General features: G+C 72.4%; 14 protein-coding genes and 1 pseudogene. 9 read left to right on the top strand and 6 right to left on the bottom strand.

Annotated elements, in window-relative coordinates; genetic code table 11:
• Positions 1–80: 80 nt before the first annotated feature.
• Positions 81–248: pseudogene (locus tag ACZ56V_RS25405) on the top strand (ionic transporter y4hA); the annotation flags it as partial.
• A gap of 92 nt (positions 249–340) precedes the next feature.
• On the top strand, positions 341–814 hold the full coding sequence (gene aroQ / locus ACZ56V_RS25400) for a type II 3-dehydroquinate dehydratase (RefSeq protein WP_468945439.1): 474 nt from the start codon (positions 341–343) through the stop codon (positions 812–814).
• A gap of 231 nt (positions 815–1,045) precedes the next feature.
• On the opposite strand, the gene ACZ56V_RS25395 is transcribed toward aroQ, so the two are convergent.
• The gene (locus ACZ56V_RS25395) at positions 1,046–1,702 is read right to left on the bottom strand and encodes an MBL fold metallo-hydrolase (protein ID WP_398912590.1); all 657 of its coding nucleotides are present in this window, start codon (positions 1,700–1,702) and stop codon (positions 1,046–1,048) included.
• A gap of 50 nt (positions 1,703–1,752) precedes the next feature.
• Complete coding sequence (locus ACZ56V_RS25390; protein WP_468945436.1) at positions 1,753–2,439, bottom strand: maleylpyruvate isomerase family mycothiol-dependent enzyme; 687 nt, start codon at positions 2,437–2,439, stop codon at positions 1,753–1,755.
• 223 nt (positions 2,440–2,662) lie between these two features.
• Here ACZ56V_RS25390 and uvrA point away from each other — a divergent pair, with 223 nt between their 5' ends.
• Positions 2,663–5,722, top strand: coding sequence for an excinuclease ABC subunit UvrA (gene uvrA, locus ACZ56V_RS25385; RefSeq protein WP_467382938.1), 3,060 nt, complete (start codon positions 2,663–2,665; stop codon positions 5,720–5,722).
• A 66-nt stretch (positions 5,723–5,788) separates the two neighbouring features.
• On the opposite strand, the gene ACZ56V_RS25380 is transcribed toward uvrA, so the two are convergent.
• On the bottom strand, positions 5,789–6,349 hold the full coding sequence (locus ACZ56V_RS25380) for a YceI family protein (protein ID WP_467382936.1): 561 nt from the start codon (positions 6,347–6,349) through the stop codon (positions 5,789–5,791).
• 102 nt (positions 6,350–6,451) lie between these two features.
• Here ACZ56V_RS25380 and ACZ56V_RS25375 point away from each other — a divergent pair, with 102 nt between their 5' ends.
• Positions 6,452–7,315: a helix-turn-helix domain-containing protein gene (locus ACZ56V_RS25375; RefSeq protein WP_468945433.1), complete on the top strand. Its 864-nt coding sequence runs from the start codon at positions 6,452–6,454 to the stop codon at positions 7,313–7,315.
• 84 nt (positions 7,316–7,399) lie between these two features.
• Here ACZ56V_RS25375 and ACZ56V_RS25370 read toward each other — a convergent pair whose 3' ends face one another.
• A complete protein-coding gene (locus ACZ56V_RS25370) occupies positions 7,400–8,308 on the bottom strand; it encodes a carbohydrate kinase (protein ID WP_398912582.1) in 909 nt (302 codons plus the stop codon).
• A complete protein-coding gene (locus ACZ56V_RS25365; protein ID WP_468945429.1) occupies positions 8,305–9,390 on the bottom strand; it encodes a LacI family DNA-binding transcriptional regulator in 1,086 nt (361 codons plus the stop codon). Before ACZ56V_RS25365 ends, ACZ56V_RS25370 begins: the two co-directional genes overlap by 4 nt.
• 270 nt (positions 9,391–9,660) lie before the next feature.
• Between ACZ56V_RS25365 and ACZ56V_RS25360 the strand changes: the two genes are divergently transcribed.
• Entirely contained in the window at positions 9,661–10,086 is a 426-nt protein-coding gene (locus ACZ56V_RS25360) for a Rieske (2Fe-2S) protein (protein ID WP_398912579.1), read from the top strand.
• Positions 10,087–10,115: 29 nt separating this feature from the next.
• Here ACZ56V_RS25360 and ACZ56V_RS25355 read toward each other — a convergent pair whose 3' ends face one another.
• Complete coding sequence (locus ACZ56V_RS25355; protein WP_398912578.1) at positions 10,116–11,066, bottom strand: hypothetical protein; 951 nt, start codon at positions 11,064–11,066, stop codon at positions 10,116–10,118.
• Between the two features lie 352 nt (positions 11,067–11,418).
• On the opposite strand from ACZ56V_RS25355, the gene uvrC reads away from it, so the two are divergent.
• Genes uvrC through whiA form a run of 4 tightly spaced genes read left to right on the top strand, consistent with a single transcriptional unit; the run spans position 11,419 to position 16,634 of the window.
• The gene (gene uvrC, locus ACZ56V_RS25350; RefSeq protein ID WP_468945426.1) at positions 11,419–13,542 is read left to right on the top strand and encodes an excinuclease ABC subunit UvrC; all 2,124 of its coding nucleotides are present in this window, start codon (positions 11,419–11,421) and stop codon (positions 13,540–13,542) included.
• The gene (gene rapZ, locus ACZ56V_RS25345) at positions 13,539–14,555 is read left to right on the top strand and encodes an RNase adapter RapZ (RefSeq protein WP_104634927.1); all 1,017 of its coding nucleotides are present in this window, start codon (positions 13,539–13,541) and stop codon (positions 14,553–14,555) included. The genes uvrC and rapZ overlap by 4 nt, the downstream gene beginning before the upstream one ends.
• Before the next feature lie 7 nt (positions 14,556–14,562).
• The gene (locus ACZ56V_RS25340) at positions 14,563–15,654 is read left to right on the top strand and encodes a gluconeogenesis factor YvcK family protein (RefSeq protein WP_104634928.1); all 1,092 of its coding nucleotides are present in this window, start codon (positions 14,563–14,565) and stop codon (positions 15,652–15,654) included.
• On the top strand, positions 15,645–16,634 hold the full coding sequence (whiA, locus tag ACZ56V_RS25335) for a DNA-binding protein WhiA (RefSeq protein ID WP_356371952.1): 990 nt from the start codon (positions 15,645–15,647) through the stop codon (positions 16,632–16,634). Before ACZ56V_RS25340 ends, whiA begins: the two co-directional genes overlap by 10 nt.
• The last annotated feature ends 161 nt before the right edge of the window (positions 16,635–16,795 follow it).

Below are 16,795 nucleotides of genomic sequence, written 5' to 3'. Positions count from 1 at the left end.
TCTCCTTTTCCGAAAAAAAGGGGGAAGGGGGGAAAGGGGGGCCAGCGGGGGGGGGAGGGGGGGAAGGGAAAGGGGGAGGTTCCAACCCCCAACTCCCCGGGGGGGGGGGAACCGGTGGACCCCTTCCCCCGCTCCCCGCATGTCCGGTGGGCTCCTTGACGGTCGTGCCGGGCCGGGCCATGCCCTTGCAGGGAGGCGTCCACCTGGTGCTGTTCGCCGCGTACCTGGAACTGGCCGTCAACCCCTAGGCCGGGGCCGGGCCGTCGGCGCACCGTGATAGACCGGGGACCGAGCGGCGGTCGCGCATGGGCCGCCGCACCCCTCACGGACCGGAGGAACCGTGCCCCGCACCCTGGCCAACGCCCCGATCATGATCCTGAACGGGCCCAACCTGAACCTGCTCGGCCAGCGCCAGCCCGATATCTACGGCTCCGACACCCTCGCCGACGTCGAGGCGCTGTGTGTGAAGGCGGCGGCCGCGCACGGCGGCACGGTGGACTTCCGGCAGTCCAACCACGAGGGCGAACTGGTTGACTGGATCCACGAGGCCCGCTTGAACCACTGCGGGATCGTGATCAACCCCGCCGCCTACTCGCACACGTCCGTCGCCATCCTGGACGCGCTCAACACGTGCGACGGGCTGCCGGTGGTGGAGGTCCACATCTCCAACATCCACCAGCGTGAGCCGTTCCGGCACCACTCCTACGTCTCGCAGCGCGCCGACGGAGTCGTGGCGGGGTGCGGTGTGCAGGGGTACGTCTTCGGCGTGGAGCGGATCGCGGCCCTGGCCGGGGCGGGCTCGGCCCAGGCCTGAGGCGCCGGGCCTGAGGCGCCGGGGCCGCCGGCCGGGGGGCGGGGATCGGGAGGCCGGCGGCCCGTGCCGCCCAGGAGCCGTCGTTCCTGTGCGGGGCTGCCACCAGTCGACCGCGCCGCACCGGTGCGCGGGGAGCGCGCGCGGACCGCGGATGTGTGCGAACGCTTCACACGGGGTGCGTACGGAGGTGCGAGGGCGCGGGTCCGCGGCCGCGGCCGACGCGCCCTGCCGTCACCAGCCGCGCGCCCGCCATTCCGGCAGGTGCGGCCGCTCCGCGCCGAGCGACGTGTCGTTGCCGTGCCCGGGGTAGACCCATGTCTCGTCCGGGAGCGCGGCGAAGACCTTGGTCTCCACGTCGTGGAGGAGGCTGGCGAACGCCTTCGGATCCTTGTGGGTGTTGCCCACACCGCCCGGGAAGAGACAGTCCCCGGTGAACACGTGCGGATGTCCGTGCGGGTCGTCGTAGACCAGGACGATGGAGCCCGGTGTGTGTCCGACGAGGTGGCGTGCGGTGAGTTCCACCTGACCCACCCGGATCGTGTCGCCGTCGTCGACCAGGACGTCGGTCGGCACCGGGATGCCCTCGGCGTCGTGCCGGCCGGCATGGGTGCGGGCGCCGGTGGCCGCGACGACGGCGGCGAGGGCCTGCCAGTGGTCGGCGTGGCGGTGGGTGGTGACGACGGACGCGATGCCGTCGTCACCGATCGTGCCGAGCAGGGTGTGCGCGTCGTTGGCGGCGTCGATCAGCAGTTGCTCGTCGGTGGCCCGGCAACGCAGCAGATAGGCGTTGTTGTCCATCGGGCCGACCGCGACCTTGGTGATCATCAGGTCCTTGAGCTCGTGCACGTCGGCGGGTCCGCCGACCGTCACCTCTCCGCTGTACGTCATGGCCGCCAGCCTATCGCCGGGGGACCGTCCGCAGGCCGCCTCTCGCCCGCCTACAGGGGAGGCAGCGCCGGCAGCGGACCGCCCTCCACCCCGAGCGCCGAGCCCTCGCGGCGACCGGCGAGCCAGCCGAGCAGGTCGGCCGGGGGGCCGGTGACGGTCACCTCGGCGGCGCCCGCCTCCCGTCCGGTGCGCCACGCGCGCGTGCCGTCCGTGAGCCGGGTCGGCGGCACCTCGGGGTGACCGGCGAACCGGGCGGCGAGGAAGTCGGTCTCTCGCTCGGTGAACTCCGCCGGAAGATCCTCCAGCTCGTAGCCGATGCCCAGGTCCACGTGGTGCAGCTCCACCTCGGCCCACCGTCGGAACGGCACCCTGGAGGCCGAGTCCGTGATCCCGTTGCGCAGCTCCACGGTGCGCGACCAGTCCGCGGGGGCGGCCGAGACGTCCTGGAACCGGGCCGCGCTCTCGCGCACGTCCGCGAGGTGCGCGTCGAGGGGGCGCGGGGCGTCCCGTTCGATGTCGGCGTCCCGGGCCTCGCCCGAGACGTACATGGGGCGTCCTTCGAGGACGTTCACGAGGGCGTCGGCGTTGCGGGCGAGGTGGGCGAGGACGTGGCCGCGACTCCAGCCGGGAAGCCGTGACGACTCCGTCACGGACGCGTTGTCCAGTTTCCCGACCGCGGTGAGCAGCCGCTCGGTCGCGCCACGTACAGACGCCAGGTCATGCGCGTGATCCATCATGCTGCCGACCCTAGACCGCGCCACACCTTCGGGTGAAGGTTGTGGACGACCCCCGCAATTCGAATGCACGTGCTATAAGGTCGACAGCGGCGTCGGGCATGCTGGGAAGTCGGGGTTTGTTGACGACTGGTGAATCCGACCGGCGTTGTCAGTGGCTCCCCCTAGTCTGAGAAAGACGGGGGCCTCGCCCCTGTCACTTCTCTCAAGAAAGGTGCGGACCGGCGTGGCCGACCGTCTCATCGTCCGTGGCGCGCGCGAGCACAACCTGAAGAACGTCTCGCTCGACCTGCCTCGTGACTCGCTCATCGTCTTCACGGGCCTGTCCGGGTCGGGCAAGTCCTCCCTGGCCTTCGACACGATCTTCGCCGAGGGCCAGCGGCGCTACGTGGAGTCGCTCTCCTCCTACGCCCGGCAGTTCCTCGGCCAGATGGACAAGCCGGACGTGGACTTCATCGAGGGCCTCTCCCCGGCGGTCTCCATCGACCAGAAGTCGACCTCGCGCAACCCGCGCTCGACGGTCGGCACCATCACGGAGGTCTACGACTACCTGCGCCTGCTCTTCGCCCGCATCGGCAAGCCGCACTGCCCCGAGTGCGGGCGCCCGATCTCGCGCCAGTCGCCGCAGGCCATCGTGGACAAGGTCCTGGAGCTGCCGGAGGGCAGCCGCTTCCAGGTGCTGTCGCCGCTGGTGCGCGAGCGCAAGGGCGAGTTCGTCGACCTCTTCGCCGACCTCCAGACCAAGGGCTACTCCCGCGCGCGGGTGGACGGCGAGACCGTCCAGCTGTCCAACCCGCCCACGCTGAAGAAGCAGGAGAAGCACACCATCGAGGTGGTCGTCGACCGCCTCACGGTGAAGGACTCCGCCAAGCGGCGTCTCACCGACTCCGTGGAGACCGCGCTCGGCCTGTCCGGCGGCATGGTCGTGCTGGACTTCGTCGACCTCCCCGAGGGCGACCCCGAGCGCGAGCGCATGTACTCGGAGCACCTGTACTGCCCGTACGACGACCTGTCCTTCGAGGAGCTGGAGCCCCGCTCCTTCTCCTTCAACTCGCCCTTCGGCGCCTGCCCCGACTGCTCCGGCATCGGCACGCGCATGGAGGTCGACCCGGAGCTGATCGTCCCCGACGAGGACAAGTCCCTCGACGAGGGCGCCATCCACCCCTGGTCGCACGGACACACCAAGGACTACTTCGGCCGCCTGATCGGCGCCCTCGCGGACGCGCTCGGCTTCCGTACGGACATCCCCTTCGCGGGGCTGCCGCTGCGTGCCCGCAAGGCCCTGCTGTACGGCCACAAGACCCAGGTCGAGGTCCGCTACCGCAACCGGTACGGCCGCGAGCGCCGGTACACCACGGCCTTCGAGGGTGCGATCCCCTTCGTCAAGCGCCGGCACAGCGAGGCGGAGAGCGACGCCAGCCGCGAGCGCTTCGAGGGCTACATGCGCGAGGTGCCCTGCCCCACCTGTGAGGGCACCCGGCTCAAGCCGCTCGTCCTGGCGGTCACCGTCATGGACAAGTCGATCGCCGAGGTCTCGGCGATGTCGATCAGCGACTGCGCGGACTTCCTGGGCCGGCTGACGCTCAACGCGCGGGACAAGAAGATCGCCGAGCGCGTGCTGAAGGAGGTCAACGAACGGCTGCGGTTCCTGGTCGACGTCGGCCTGGACTACCTCTCGCTGAACCGCGCGGCGGGCACCCTCTCCGGCGGCGAGGCCCAGCGCATCCGGCTGGCCACCCAGATCGGCTCCGGACTCGTCGGCGTGCTGTACGTCCTCGACGAGCCGTCCATCGGCCTGCACCAGCGCGACAACCACCGGCTGATCGAGACCCTCGTCCGGCTCCGGGACATGGGCAACACGCTCATCGTCGTCGAGCACGACGAGGACACCATCAAGGTCGCCGACTGGATCGTCGACATCGGCCCCGGCGCCGGTGAGCACGGCGGCAAGGTGGTGCACAGCGGGTCGGTCAAGGAGCTGCTCGACAACGCCGAGTCGCAGACCGGCCTGTACCTGTCCGGGCGGAAGGCCATCCCGCTGCCCGACATCAGGCGCCCGCACGACCCCTCCCGGCGGCTGACCGTGCACGGCGCCCGGGAGAACAACCTCCAGGACATCGACGTGTCCTTCCCGCTGGGCGTCTTCACGGCCGTCACCGGCGTCTCGGGTTCCGGCAAGTCGACGCTGGTCAACGACATCCTCTACACCCACCTGGCCCGTGAACTGAACGGCGCGCGGAACGTCCCGGGCAGGCACACGCGCGTGGAGGGCGACGACCTCGTCGACAAGGTGGTCCACGTCGACCAGTCGCCCATCGGCCGCACCCCGCGGTCGAACCCGGCGACGTACACCGGCGTCTTCGACCACATCCGCAAGCTGTTCGCGGAGACGACCGAGGCGAAGGTGCGGGGCTATCTGCCCGGCCGGTTCTCCTTCAACGTCAAGGGCGGCCGCTGCGAGAACTGCGCGGGCGACGGCACGATCAAGATCGAGATGAACTTCCTCCCGGACGTCTACGTCCCGTGCGAGGTCTGCCACGGCGCCCGGTACAACCGGGAGACCCTGGAGGTCCACTACAAGGGCAAGTCCATCGCCGACGTCCTGAACATGCCGATCGAGGAGGCGACCGACTTCTTCGAGGCGGTCCCCGCCATCTCCCGGCACATGAAGACCCTCAAGGACGTCGGCCTCGGCTACGTCAGGCTCGGCCAGTCCGCCACCACCCTGTCCGGTGGTGAGGCCCAGCGCGTGAAGCTCGCCAGCGAGCTGCAGCGCCGCTCCACCGGGCGCACGGTCTACGTCCTGGACGAGCCGACCACCGGTCTGCACTTCGAGGACATCAGCAAGCTGCTGACGGTCCTCGGCGGCCTGGTCGACAAGGGCAACACGGTCATCGTCATCGAGCACAACCTGGACGTGATCAAGACCGCCGACTGGGTGGTCGACATGGGCCCCGAGGGTGGCGCTGGCGGTGGCCTGGTGGTCGCCGAGGGCACGCCCGAGCAGGTCGCGGGCGTCCCCGCCAGCCACACCGGCAAGTTCCTGCGGGACGTCCTCGGCGCCGACCGGGTCAGCGACGCGCCCGCGGTGACCAGGCCGCGCAAGGCGGCGAAGACGGTCGCGACCAAGGCCAGCGCCAAGAAGACGGCCACCAAGACGGTCACGGGCACGGCCGCCAAGAAGGCGACGGCCAAGAAGACGACCGCCACCAAGACGGCCAAGACGGCGGCCAAGAAGGCCGCCAAGCCTGCCGCGAAGAAGACCACGCGGACGAGCAAGGCCTGAGTCCGGACGGCGCCGGGCCCCACGGGACCATCCGTGGGGCCCGGCGCCGTCCGCACGGCCCGGCGCTCAGGCGCCGGCCGGCTCCACGAACTGCATGTCGAGCTGGATCTTCACGACCTCTCCGAGCAGCCCCGGCGCGAAGTCCAGCCCGTAGTCGCTGCGCCGGATCTCACCCGTCGCCTCGAACCCGGCGTGCCGGCCGGCGCCCTCCATCGGGACGTCCACCAGCCCGCCGAACTCCACGGCGAGTGTCACAGGACGGGTCACGTCGCCGATCGTCAGCTCGCCGTCCATGGTCCAGTCCTCGCCCGCGCCCGAAACCCGGGTCGAGCGGAAGGTCATCGTCGGCCGCTTCTCCACGTCGAGCAGGTCGGAGGCGCGTACGTGCGCGTCACGGTCGGCGTTCCCGGTGTCGATGGAGGCCAGTTCGATCGTCGCGGACACCCGGGTCTCCTCGACGGTCCGACCGACGTGGAGCTCGGTGTCGAATCCGGTGAAGCGGCCGCGGACCTTCGCGATGCCCAGATGGCGGATGGTGAAGTTCACCGAGGAGTGGAACGGGTCGAGGGCCCACGCACCGGGAGCGATGGGCAGGTCAGCGGCGGGGGTGCGGGTGTCGTTCGTCATGCCGTCCACCGTGCGGGCCGAGCGCTCACGAAGGGAGACCGGCCCGAGCGTGGTAGTGGCAGGGCCACCCTTTCACGCGCGCGCGTTGGTACGTTCCCTGACGTGAGCGACAACGAGCTGGGCACGTTCCTGCGGAGGATGCGCGAGTCCGTCACCCCGGCCGAGGTGGGAATCCCGGCCGGCACCCGCCGCCGTACCCCGGGCCTGCGCCGCGCCGAACTGGCCACGCTCGCCGGCGTCAGCGTCGAGTACCTCACCCGGCTGGAACAGGGGCGCGACCGCAATCCGTCCGTCCAGGTGCTCGGCGCCCTCGCCGACGCGCTGAAGCTGTCCCTGCGGGAGCGGATGCTGCTGCGCCGCCTGACCAAGGAGGCCGACGGCGGCGATCCGCTGCTCTGCGCCGCGGCCCCGCCGCGCAGCAGCGGTGTGCGGCCCACCGTGCGGGCCGTACTGGACCGGATGGAGCCCGCCCCCGCCGTGGTGCTCGACTGGATCGGCGACATCCTCGCCCACACCGGCGGCTACGCCCGGCTGACCGGTCCGATCGGACTGCTGGACGGCGAGCGGCCCAACCTGCTGCGCCACCTGTTCACCGACGCGCGTGCGCGCGTCGCCTACCCCGACTGGGACCGGATGGCCGACGACCTGGTCGCCCAGCTCCGGCACGAGGCCCCGCTGCGGGACCCGGAGGTGAACGACCTCGCCGACGAGCTGACGCTGACGGCCGGGGCGGCCTTCACCGACCGGTTCTCCGACCTCGGAGCGGCGGCCCGGCGGGTCGGCACCCTGCTCATGGAGCACCCCGAGGCCGGACCGCTGCGGCTGCTGCACGAGACGCTGTCGCTGCCCGAGGAAGGCCGGCGGATCGTCGTGTACCTGCCCGCGGACGACGCCACGGCCACCGCCCTGGACCGCCTGAACGGCCGCCGCCCCGGTGCCCTGCGGGCCGTACGCCGGGCGGTCTGACCACCTCGGACCCAAGCCGAAGCCGAAGCCGCAGCCTGTGCCGACATCGGCTCCGCCCCGGCCCCGGCCCCGGCTCCGGTTCCGTCAGACGGCGACCTCGTGGGCGTACGGAGGTTCCGCGCCAGCGCGGGAACAGGTGACCGCCGCCGCGCGGGCGGCGAAGCCCAGCAGCCCCGCCCAGCCGTCAGGGCCCAGGGCGGCCACGGCGCGCTCACCGAGGGCGTCCCGTGCCGCGAGGCCGTGCAGGAGCGCCGCGTTCACCGTGTCGCCCGCCCCGATCGTGTCCACCACCTCGACGCGCTCGCCCGGCACCGTGTACTCGCCCCCGTCCCGGGTGAACGCCGTCAGGCCGTCGCCGCCCCGGGTGACCACGACCGCCGCCGGTCCCGCCGCGAGCCACTCACGGGGTGTGCCGCCGAGCCACTCGGCGTCCTCGGCGGACAGCTTCAGCAGCGACACCGACGGCAGCCAGCTCTTGAACCGGGCCCGGTAGGCGTCCGGGTCCGGGATCAGCCCGGCCCGGATGTTCGGGTCCAGGGCCGTGAACACGCCCCGCGCGGCCGTCTCGCGCAGCAGTTCCTCGTACGCGCTCGCGCCCGGCTCCAGCACCAGGGAACAGGTCCCGAAGGAGACGGCCCGGGTACCGGGCGGCAGACCGGCGGGCAGCGAGAACAGCCGGTCGGCCGTCCCGTCCACGTAGAAGGAGTACGCGGCCGAGCCGTGCGCGTCGAGCGAGGCCACGGCGAGAGTGGTCGGCTCGGCCCCGCGCTGCACCGGCGAGACGTCCACGCCGGTCTCGCGCAGCCGGTCCAGCAACGCCTCGCCGAAGGCGTCGTACGACACCCGGGAGCAGAACGCGGTGGGCGAGCCGAGGCGGCCCAGTGCGACGGCCGTGTTGTACGGGCCGCCGCCGAGCGCGGGCCGCAGCGCGGCGAGGGCGCCCGTGCCCTGCGGTACCAGGTCGATCAGTGCCTCACCGGCGACGACGATCACGGGAGGGTCCTTTCGTGGGCCTTGGCATGGGCTTGTCCGGACTGCACGGAGAGCGGTGCGGGCTGCTCGGCGCAGCCGCAGGAGTCGCGGTGGACGAAGGCGCAGGGCAGCCGCAGGGTCCGCGCGGGCCGGTCCGGTGCGGCGAGCCGTTCGAGGAGCAGCCGGACGGCCAGCGCGCCGATGTCCCTGCTGGGCTGGGCGACGGCGGTGAGCCGGGGAGAGAAGAGGTCCGCCCAGGCGAAGTCGTCGAAGCAGCACAGCGCGAGGTCACCGGGCACGGACAGACCCCGGTCCCGCAGGGCGCGCAGGGCGCCGATGGTCATCGCGTTGTTGGCGGTGACCAGCGCGGTGGGCGGCACCGCCAGGGAGAGCAGGTCCGCCGTGGCCCGTTCGCCGCCGGCCGCCTCGGAGTCGCCGTGCACCAGCAGCCGCTCGTCGAACGGCAGCCCGGCGGCGGCCAGGCCGTGCCGGTACCCGGTGATCCGCTCGCGGGTGGTGCTGAGCCCCGGCCGGCCCGCGACCAGGCCGATCCGGCGGTGCCCCAGTCCGGCGAGATGGCCCACCAGCCGGGTCGTCGGCTCGGCGCTCTCGGCGCAGACCTGGTCGAAGCGCGGGGCGTTTTCGCCCTCCGGCACGTCGACGATCCGGTCGAGGAACACGGCCGGCACCCGGTGGCGCGTGAGGTAGGCGACGAGATCCCGGGGCTCGGCGGAGGGCGCGACGATCATGCCGTCCACCCGCCGCTCGTGCAGCAGCTGGACCACCTTGCGCTCGTGCCCGGGGTCGTCGTGCGGATCGGCGATGAGCAGGCTGTAACCGTGCTCCAGGGCACTGGCCTCGACGCCCTGAAGGATCTCCGTGAAGTACGGGTTGCTGATCGCCGACACCGCGAGTCCGATGGAGCGGGTGCGGGAGGTCACCAGGGAGCGGGCCAGGGTGTTCGGTGTGTAGCCCAGCTCCTCGACGGCGTCCAGCACCGCCTGGCGGGTGTGCGGCAGCACCGGGCGGGTGTCGTTGAGCACGTGTGAGACGGTCGCCACGGACACCCCGGCGCTCCGTGCGACATCGGCCATGGTCGCCACCGGCGTCCCCCTTCGCGTGCGGTCGGGCCGTGGCCGGACCGTACCCCATGTCCCGGGGCCGCGTAAACGCTTGCGCAAGCGTTTACGCGACCCCGTCGGAGGCCTCACCGGAGACCCCGGTGGAAACCTTCGCGCCCGGGCCCCCGGCCCGCGGGACCGCCCGGGTCGCCGGATATCGTCGCCCTGCACCCGCACGCCGCACCCGCACGCCGCACCCGCACGCCGCACCCGCGCACCCCGCCCCTGCCCGTCCCGACCAGTGGAGATCCCATGTCCGGCCGTCCCGCCCCGAGCCGCCGTACCGTCCTGCGTTCGGCGGCCGCCACGCCCGTTGTCGGCCTCGGCCTGGCCGCCTGCTCCCCGGGCGAGGACGGTGCCGCGCCGACCAAGCCGACCGCGCCCGTGGACCTCGGTCCGGACGGGGAGGTCGCCAAGGGCGCGACCAAGCTCTTCCCGGACGGCAACGTGGTGGTCAGCCGGGCCGCGGACGGCTCCCTGAAGGCGTTCAGCACGGTGTGCACGCACGCGGGGTGCCCCATCAAGAAGCTGGAGGGGACCAAGCTCGTCTGCGATTGCCACGGCAGCGAGTTCGACGCCCGTACCGGTGAGGTGCTGCACGCCCCCGCGACCGTGCCACTCGTCGAACTGCCCGTCGAGGTGAAGCAGGGCCGGATCGTCGCGAGCCCGGGGACCTGACCGGCAGGGGCCGCGCCCTCCCGGGCGCCCTACTCCCAGTCCCAGCCGATCCCCAGCATCCCCGACCTGACCCGCGGCTCCACGAGGTGCACCGAATGGTGCCGTCCGCTGAGCACCAGCTCCTGCCGGCCGCCGCGCGGGGCCGCCGGGGAGTGCTGCGTGAACCGGTGGCAGCGCACCGGAAGGGCCGCGACGTCGAACCGCACCTGGAGCGCGTACTGCCCGCCCGCCGTGCCGAACCCGCGGACGTACTCGCGCGACACACCGGCCGTGCCGTCCTCGACGCCGTAGCGGAAGAGGTGGGTGTCGCCCGCTCGCAGACGGGTGTCGAAGAGCAGCTCCGTCACGAGGACACCCGTCTCGTCGTGCGTGCGGACGCGTCCCGTGCGGCAGTTCTCCAGCGCGTGGACGGCCATCCGCGCGGGGACGCATCCCGGATCGCCGTAATGGACGGCGACGAAGCGGTCGACGCCGTCGCGGTGGGCGCGGACGATGAGGTGCGACTCGCGTTCCGCCAGCTCACGGCCGGACCCGATCCGGATCCGTTCGTGGTGCCCGAGGGTGTGCACCCCGCCGTCCGGCGCCGGGTGCCCCAGCTCGGCCAGCAGCCGGTCCAGGACGCCCGAGGCCGCCAGGTGGGCGCGGTAGGAGCGGCCCGCGGGCCGTCGGTCCGCGGTCTCCGCGTCGGCCTCGGAGAGCAGGCGTATCAGCGACTCCTCGGGCAACTGGAGTATCTCCTCCAATGCCCGCACGGCCCGCAGGGACTCCGGACGCTGCGGACGCCTGGCGCCCTGCTGCCAGTAGCTCAGACTCGTGACGCCCACCTTCACCCCGTGGCGCGACAGATGGTGCTGCACGCGCTGCAACGGCAGTCCGCGGGCGGCGATCGCCGCCCGCAGGGCGACGTGGAAGGGGCCACCGCGCAGGGCGGAGTCGAGTTGCGCGGTGGCGACGTCCGCGTGCTGTGTGGCGTGCGGCATGCAGGGGCCCTTCTGTGAAGTTCACGACGGCTGGTCAGACCGTCGTCACGGATCGGCCGGGGCCGCCCGCCCCCGTCGCGGCGCAGAGGTCTTCACATCCGTACGCCGCGCTTCAGGGCCCCGAGTCCCCCCGCATTGAAGCGTGTTGGCCTAGTCCCGACAACACCTGGCGCCCGACCGTCGTGCGCTCCTGGCCGAGAACGCACGGGCCCGCCGCCCCGGGGGCCACCCGGCGTGACCGACCGGCCCCGCACCGTCCTCACCGCCCCATCCCCGCGGGCTGTCCACAGGGGCCCGGCCCGTCGTCCACAGCCCCGCCGAAGTGTCGGTCCGCGCCAGTAGGGTGTGAGTCATGGCCGACCCCTCCAGCTACCGCCCCAGGCCGGGAGAGATCCCGGACTCCCCGGGGGTGTACAGGTTCCGTGACGAGCACCGCCGGGTGATCTACGTCGGAAAGGCGAAGAGCCTGCGCCAGCGCCTGGCGAACTACTTCCAGGACCTGGCGAACCTGCACCCGCGCACCCGCACCATGGTCACGACGGCCGCGTCCGTGGAATGGACGGTGGTGTCCACGGAGGTCGAGGCGCTGCAGCTGGAGTACTCCTGGATCAAGGAGTACGACCCCCGGTTCAACGTCAAGTACCGCGACGACAAGAGCTACCCGTACCTCGCGGTGACGATGAACGAGGAGTTCCCGCGCGTCCAGGTGATGCGCGGCCAGAAGAAGAAGGGCGTGCGCTACTTCGGGCCCTACGGGCACGCCTGGGCGATCCGCGACACGGTCGACCTCCTGCTGCGCGTCTTCCCGGTGCGCACCTGCTCCGCGGGCGTCTTCAAGAACGCCGCCCGCACCGGCCGCCCCTGCCTGCTCGGCTACATCGGCAAGTGCTCGGCGCCCTGCGTCGGCCGCATCACCCCCGACGACCACTGGGACCTGGCCGACGAGTTCTGCGACTTCATGGCCGGCCGCACCGGTACCTACCTGCGGCGCCTGGAGCGGCAGATGGCCGAGGCGGCCGAGGACATGGAGTACGAGCGGGCGGCGCGCCTGCGGGACGACATCGGGGCCCTCAAGAAGGCCATGGAGAAGAGCGCGGTGGTGCTCGCCGACGCCACCGACGCCGACCTGATCGCCGTCGCCGAGGACGAGCTGGAGGCGGCCGTCCAGATCTTCCACGTACGCGGCGGACGCGTGCGCGGTCAGCGCGGCTGGGTCACCGACAAGGTGGAGGAGATCACCACCGGCGCCCTCGTCGAGCACGCCCTCCAGCAGCTGTACGGCGAGGAGAGCGGCGACGCCGTCCCCAAGGAGGTCCTGGTCCCCGCGCTGCCCGACCCGGTGGAGCCCGTCCAGCAGTGGCTGACCGAGCGGCGCGGGTCGGGAGTGTCGCTGCGCATCCCGCAGCGCGGCGACAAGAAGGCGCTGATGGAGACCGTCCAGCGCAACGCACAGCAGTCCCTCGTCCTGCACAAGACCAAGCGCGCCTCCGACCTGACGACGCGCTCGCGCGCGCTGGAGGAGATCGCCGAGGCCCTCGACCTCGACAGCGCCCCGCTGCGGATCGAGTGCTACGACATCTCGCACCTGCAGGGCGACGACGTCGTGGCCTCCATGGTCGTCTTCGAGGACGGGCTGGCCCGGAAGAGCGAATACCGGCGGTTCCAGATCAAGGGCTTCGAGGGACAGGACGACGTCCGTTCCATGCACGAGGTCATCACCCGCCGCTTCCGCCGCTACCTCGCCGAGAAGGAGAAGACCGGCGAGTGGGCGGACGGCGAGGGACTGACCGACGGCGACCGGCAGGCGGACGGCGTGGACGGTGCGGGCGCCGCGGACGACGCTGCGGCACTCACGGACGGCCCCGCGCTCAAGGACGACGACGGCCGGCCCAAGCGGTTCGCCTACCCGCCGCAGCTCGTCGTCGTCGACGGCGGGCAGCCGCAGGTCGCGGCCGCCCAGCGGGCGCTGGACGAGCTGGGCATCGACGACATCGCCGTGTGCGGTCTCGCCAAGCGGCTGGAGGAGGTCTGGCTGCCCCGCGAGGACGACCCGGTCGTCCTGCCCCGCACCAGCGAGGGCCTCTACCTGCTGCAGCGGGTCCGCGACGAGGCCCACCGCTTCGCGATCACCTACCAGCGTGCCAAGCGCGCCAAGCGATTCCGCTCCAGTCCGCTGGACGACGTGCCCGGTCTGGGGGAGACCCGCAAGCAGGCGCTGATCAAGCACTTCGGTTCGGTGAAGAAGCTGCGGTCGGCGACGATCGACCAGATCTGCGAGGTGCCCGGCATAGGCCGCAAGACGGCCGAGACCGTCGCCGTGGCCCTAGCCCGGGCCACCCCGGCCGCGCCCGCCGTGAACACGGCGACCGGAGAGATCATGGATGAGGAGGACGGGGCACCCGAGACGACGGCGGATGCCCCGGGGGAGCCCGTGTCCGCGGGTACCCCGGACGAACGACGGGGGCAGGAGAGATGACCGAGCACGAGGCACGGCCCGCAGCGGGACGAGAACAGACACAGCCCGCGACGGGACGAGAACCGACCGGGCACACAGCCGAACGGGAACAGACCCGCGACGACGGAGCACAGGTGAGTACGGGCAAGGAAACAGCCGGGGCGCACGAGGCGGCCATCCCCGAGCTGGTGATCATCTCCGGCATGTCCGGGGCCGGCCGCTCGACGGCCGCCAAGTGCCTGGAGGACCTCGGCTGGTTCGTCGTCGACAACCTGCCGCCCGCCCTGATCCCCACCATGGTGGAGCTCGGCGCCCGCTCCCAGGGCAACGTGGCCCGCATCGCGGTGGTCGTCGACGTCCGCGGCCGGCGCTTCTTCGACAATCTGCGCGAGTCCCTCGCGGACCTCGACGCCCGCGGCGTCACCCGCCGGATCGTCTTCCTGGAGTCCTCGGACGACGCCCTGGTCCGCCGCTTCGAGTCGGTGCGCCGCCCGCACCCCCTCCAGGGCGACGGCCGGATCGTCGACGGCATCGCCGCCGAGCGCGCGCTCCTGCGCGAGCTGCGCGGCGACGCCGACCTGGTGATCGACACCTCCAGCCTCAACGTCCACGAGCTGCGCGCCAAGATGGACGCCCAGTTCGCCGGCGAGGAGGAGCCCGAGCTGCGGGCCACGGTGATGTCCTTCGGCTTCAAGTACGGCCTCCCGGTCGACGCCGACCTCGTCGTCGACATGCGCTTCCTGCCCAACCCGCACTGGGTCCCGGAGCTGCGCCCCTTCACCGGCCTCAACGAGGAGGTGTCGAGCTACGTCCTCAACCAACCCGGGGCCAAGGAGTTCCTCGACCGCTATGCCGAGCTGCTCCAGCTGATCGCCGCGGGCTACCGTCGGGAGGGCAAGCGCTATGTGACCGTCGCCGTCGGCTGCACCGGCGGCAAGCACCGGTCCGTGGCCATGTCGGAGAAGCTCGCCGCCCGGCTCGCCGCCGAGGGCGTGGAGACGGTGGTCGTCCACCGGGACATGGGACGGGAATGACAGGGGAATGACAGGACGTACTCCGCGGCTGAGCAGGCTGCGCCGGGTGGTGCCCGAGGGACGCGGCGGCAGACCCGCGGACGCCCGGGCCGCCCGGCCCGAACAGGCGCGCGGCGGGAAGCCGCGCCGCCGGGGCGCCCAGCCCAAGGTCGTCGCGCTCGGCGGCGGCATGGGCCTGTCCGCCTCGCTCGCCGCGCTGCGCCGGATCACCGGCGACCTCACCGCCGTCGTCACCGTCGCCGACGACGGCGGCTCCAGCGGGCGCCTGCGCGACGAGCTGGGCGTCCTGCCGCCCGGCGACCTGCGCAAGGCGCTGGCCGCGCTGTGCGGCGACGACGACTGGGGCCAGACCTGGGCCCGCGTCATCCAGCACCGCTTCCAGTCCCAGGGCGACCTGCACGAACACGCGGTCGGCAATCTGCTGATCGTCGCCCTGTGGGAGCAGCTCGGCGACCACGTCCAGGCGCTGGACCTGGTGGGCAAGCTGCTCGGCGCACACGGGCGGGTGCTGCCCATGTCCGCCGTCCCGCTGGAGCTTCAGGCCCTGGTCAGGGGCCACGACCCGGAGCGGCCCGACGCGGTGGACACCGTACGGGGGCAGGCGACCGTGGCGCTCACCCCCGGCGAGGTGCAGTCCGTGCACCTGGTGCCCAGCGACCCGCCGGCCGTCCACGAGGCGGTCGACGCCGTCCTGGACGCCGACTGGGTGGTGCTCGGCCCCGGCTCCTGGTTCTCCTCGGTCATCCCGCACCTGCTCGTGCCGGATCTGCTGGACGCGCTGGTCGAGACGAAGGCGCGCCGGGTGCTCTCGCTGAACCTCGCCCCGCAGCCCGGAGAAACTGAGGGCTTCTCCCCGCAGCGTCATTTGGAGGTTTTGGGACGACACGCCCCTAAACTCGCCCTGGACGTGGTGCTGGCCGACGAGGCCGCCGTGCCCGACCGTGACTCGCTCACCGACGCCGCGAAACGGTTCGGCGCCGCGGTCGAACTGGCTCCGGTCGCCCGGACCGACGGGACCCCGAGGCACGACCCGGAGCTGCTGGCCGCCGCGTACGACCGTATTTTTCGGATGCATGGAAGGATCGGCCCATGGCGATGACGGCAGCGGTGAAGAGCGAGATCTCCCAGCTCCCCGTCACCCGGACCTGCTGCAGAAAGGCGGAGGTCTCCGCCGTCCTGCGGTTCGCCGGCGGCCTCCACCTGGTGAGCGGACGCATCGTGATCGAGGCGGAGCTGGACACCGGGAACGCGGCTCGACGGCTCAAGCGGGACATCCTGGAGATCTTCGGGCACGGCTCGGAGCTGATCGTGATGGCTCCGGGCGGGCTGCGCCGCGGTTCGCGCTTCGTCGTCCGGGTGGTCGCGGGCGGTGACCAGCTGGCCCGGCAGACCGGCCTCGTGGACGGCCGGGGACGCCCGATCCGGGGCCTGCCGCCGCAGGTGGTCTCGGGCGCCACCTGCGACGCCGAGGCCGCCTGGCGCGGGGCCTTCCTGGCACACGGCTCGCTGACCGAGCCCGGCCGCTCCTCCTCCCTGGAGGTGACCTGCCCGGGCCCCGAGGCGGCGCTCGCCCTGGTCGGCGCAGCCCGCAGGCTGTCGATCCCCGCCAAGGCCCGCGAGGTACGCGGCGTGGACCGGGTCGTGGTCCGCGACGGCGACGCGATCGGCGCCCTGCTCACCCGGCTCGGCGCCCACGACTCGGTGCTGGCCTGGGAGGAGCGCCGGCTGCGGCGCGAGGTCCGCGCCACCGCCAACCGGCTCGCCAACTTCGACGACGCCAATCTGCGCCGCTCCGCCCGCGCCGCCGTCGCCGCGGGCGCCCGGGTGCAGCGCGCCCTGGAGATCCTCGCCGACGACGTGCCCGAGCACCTCGCCGCCGCGGGGCGCCTGCGCATGGAGCACAAGCAGGCCTCTCTGGAGGAGCTGGGCGCCCTCGCCGACCCGCCGCTGACCAAGGACGCCGTCGCCGGACGCATCCGCCGCCTGCTGGCCATGGCCGACAAGCGGGCCTCGGACCTCGGCATCGCCGGTACGGACGCCAACCTCGGCGAGGAGCTGGCCGACAACCTGGTCGGCTGATCGGACCGGCAGGACCGCCAACGAGCCGGTGCCGACGCCCACTTGGGTGACCGGCACCGGCTTCCGCGTGTCCTTGCCGCACCCTTGACTCGATCATGAGCTGTCATGAGCCTGGCATCTGTTCGCCGCTGTGGCGGACCCAGGCCTGTCGCACAGGCCCC

The organism is Streptomyces sp. NPDC034099 (genome assembly GCF_055575415.1).
The sequence above is the reverse complement of the archived record's forward strand: the minus strand, read 5'-3'. Positions and strand labels throughout refer to the sequence as shown.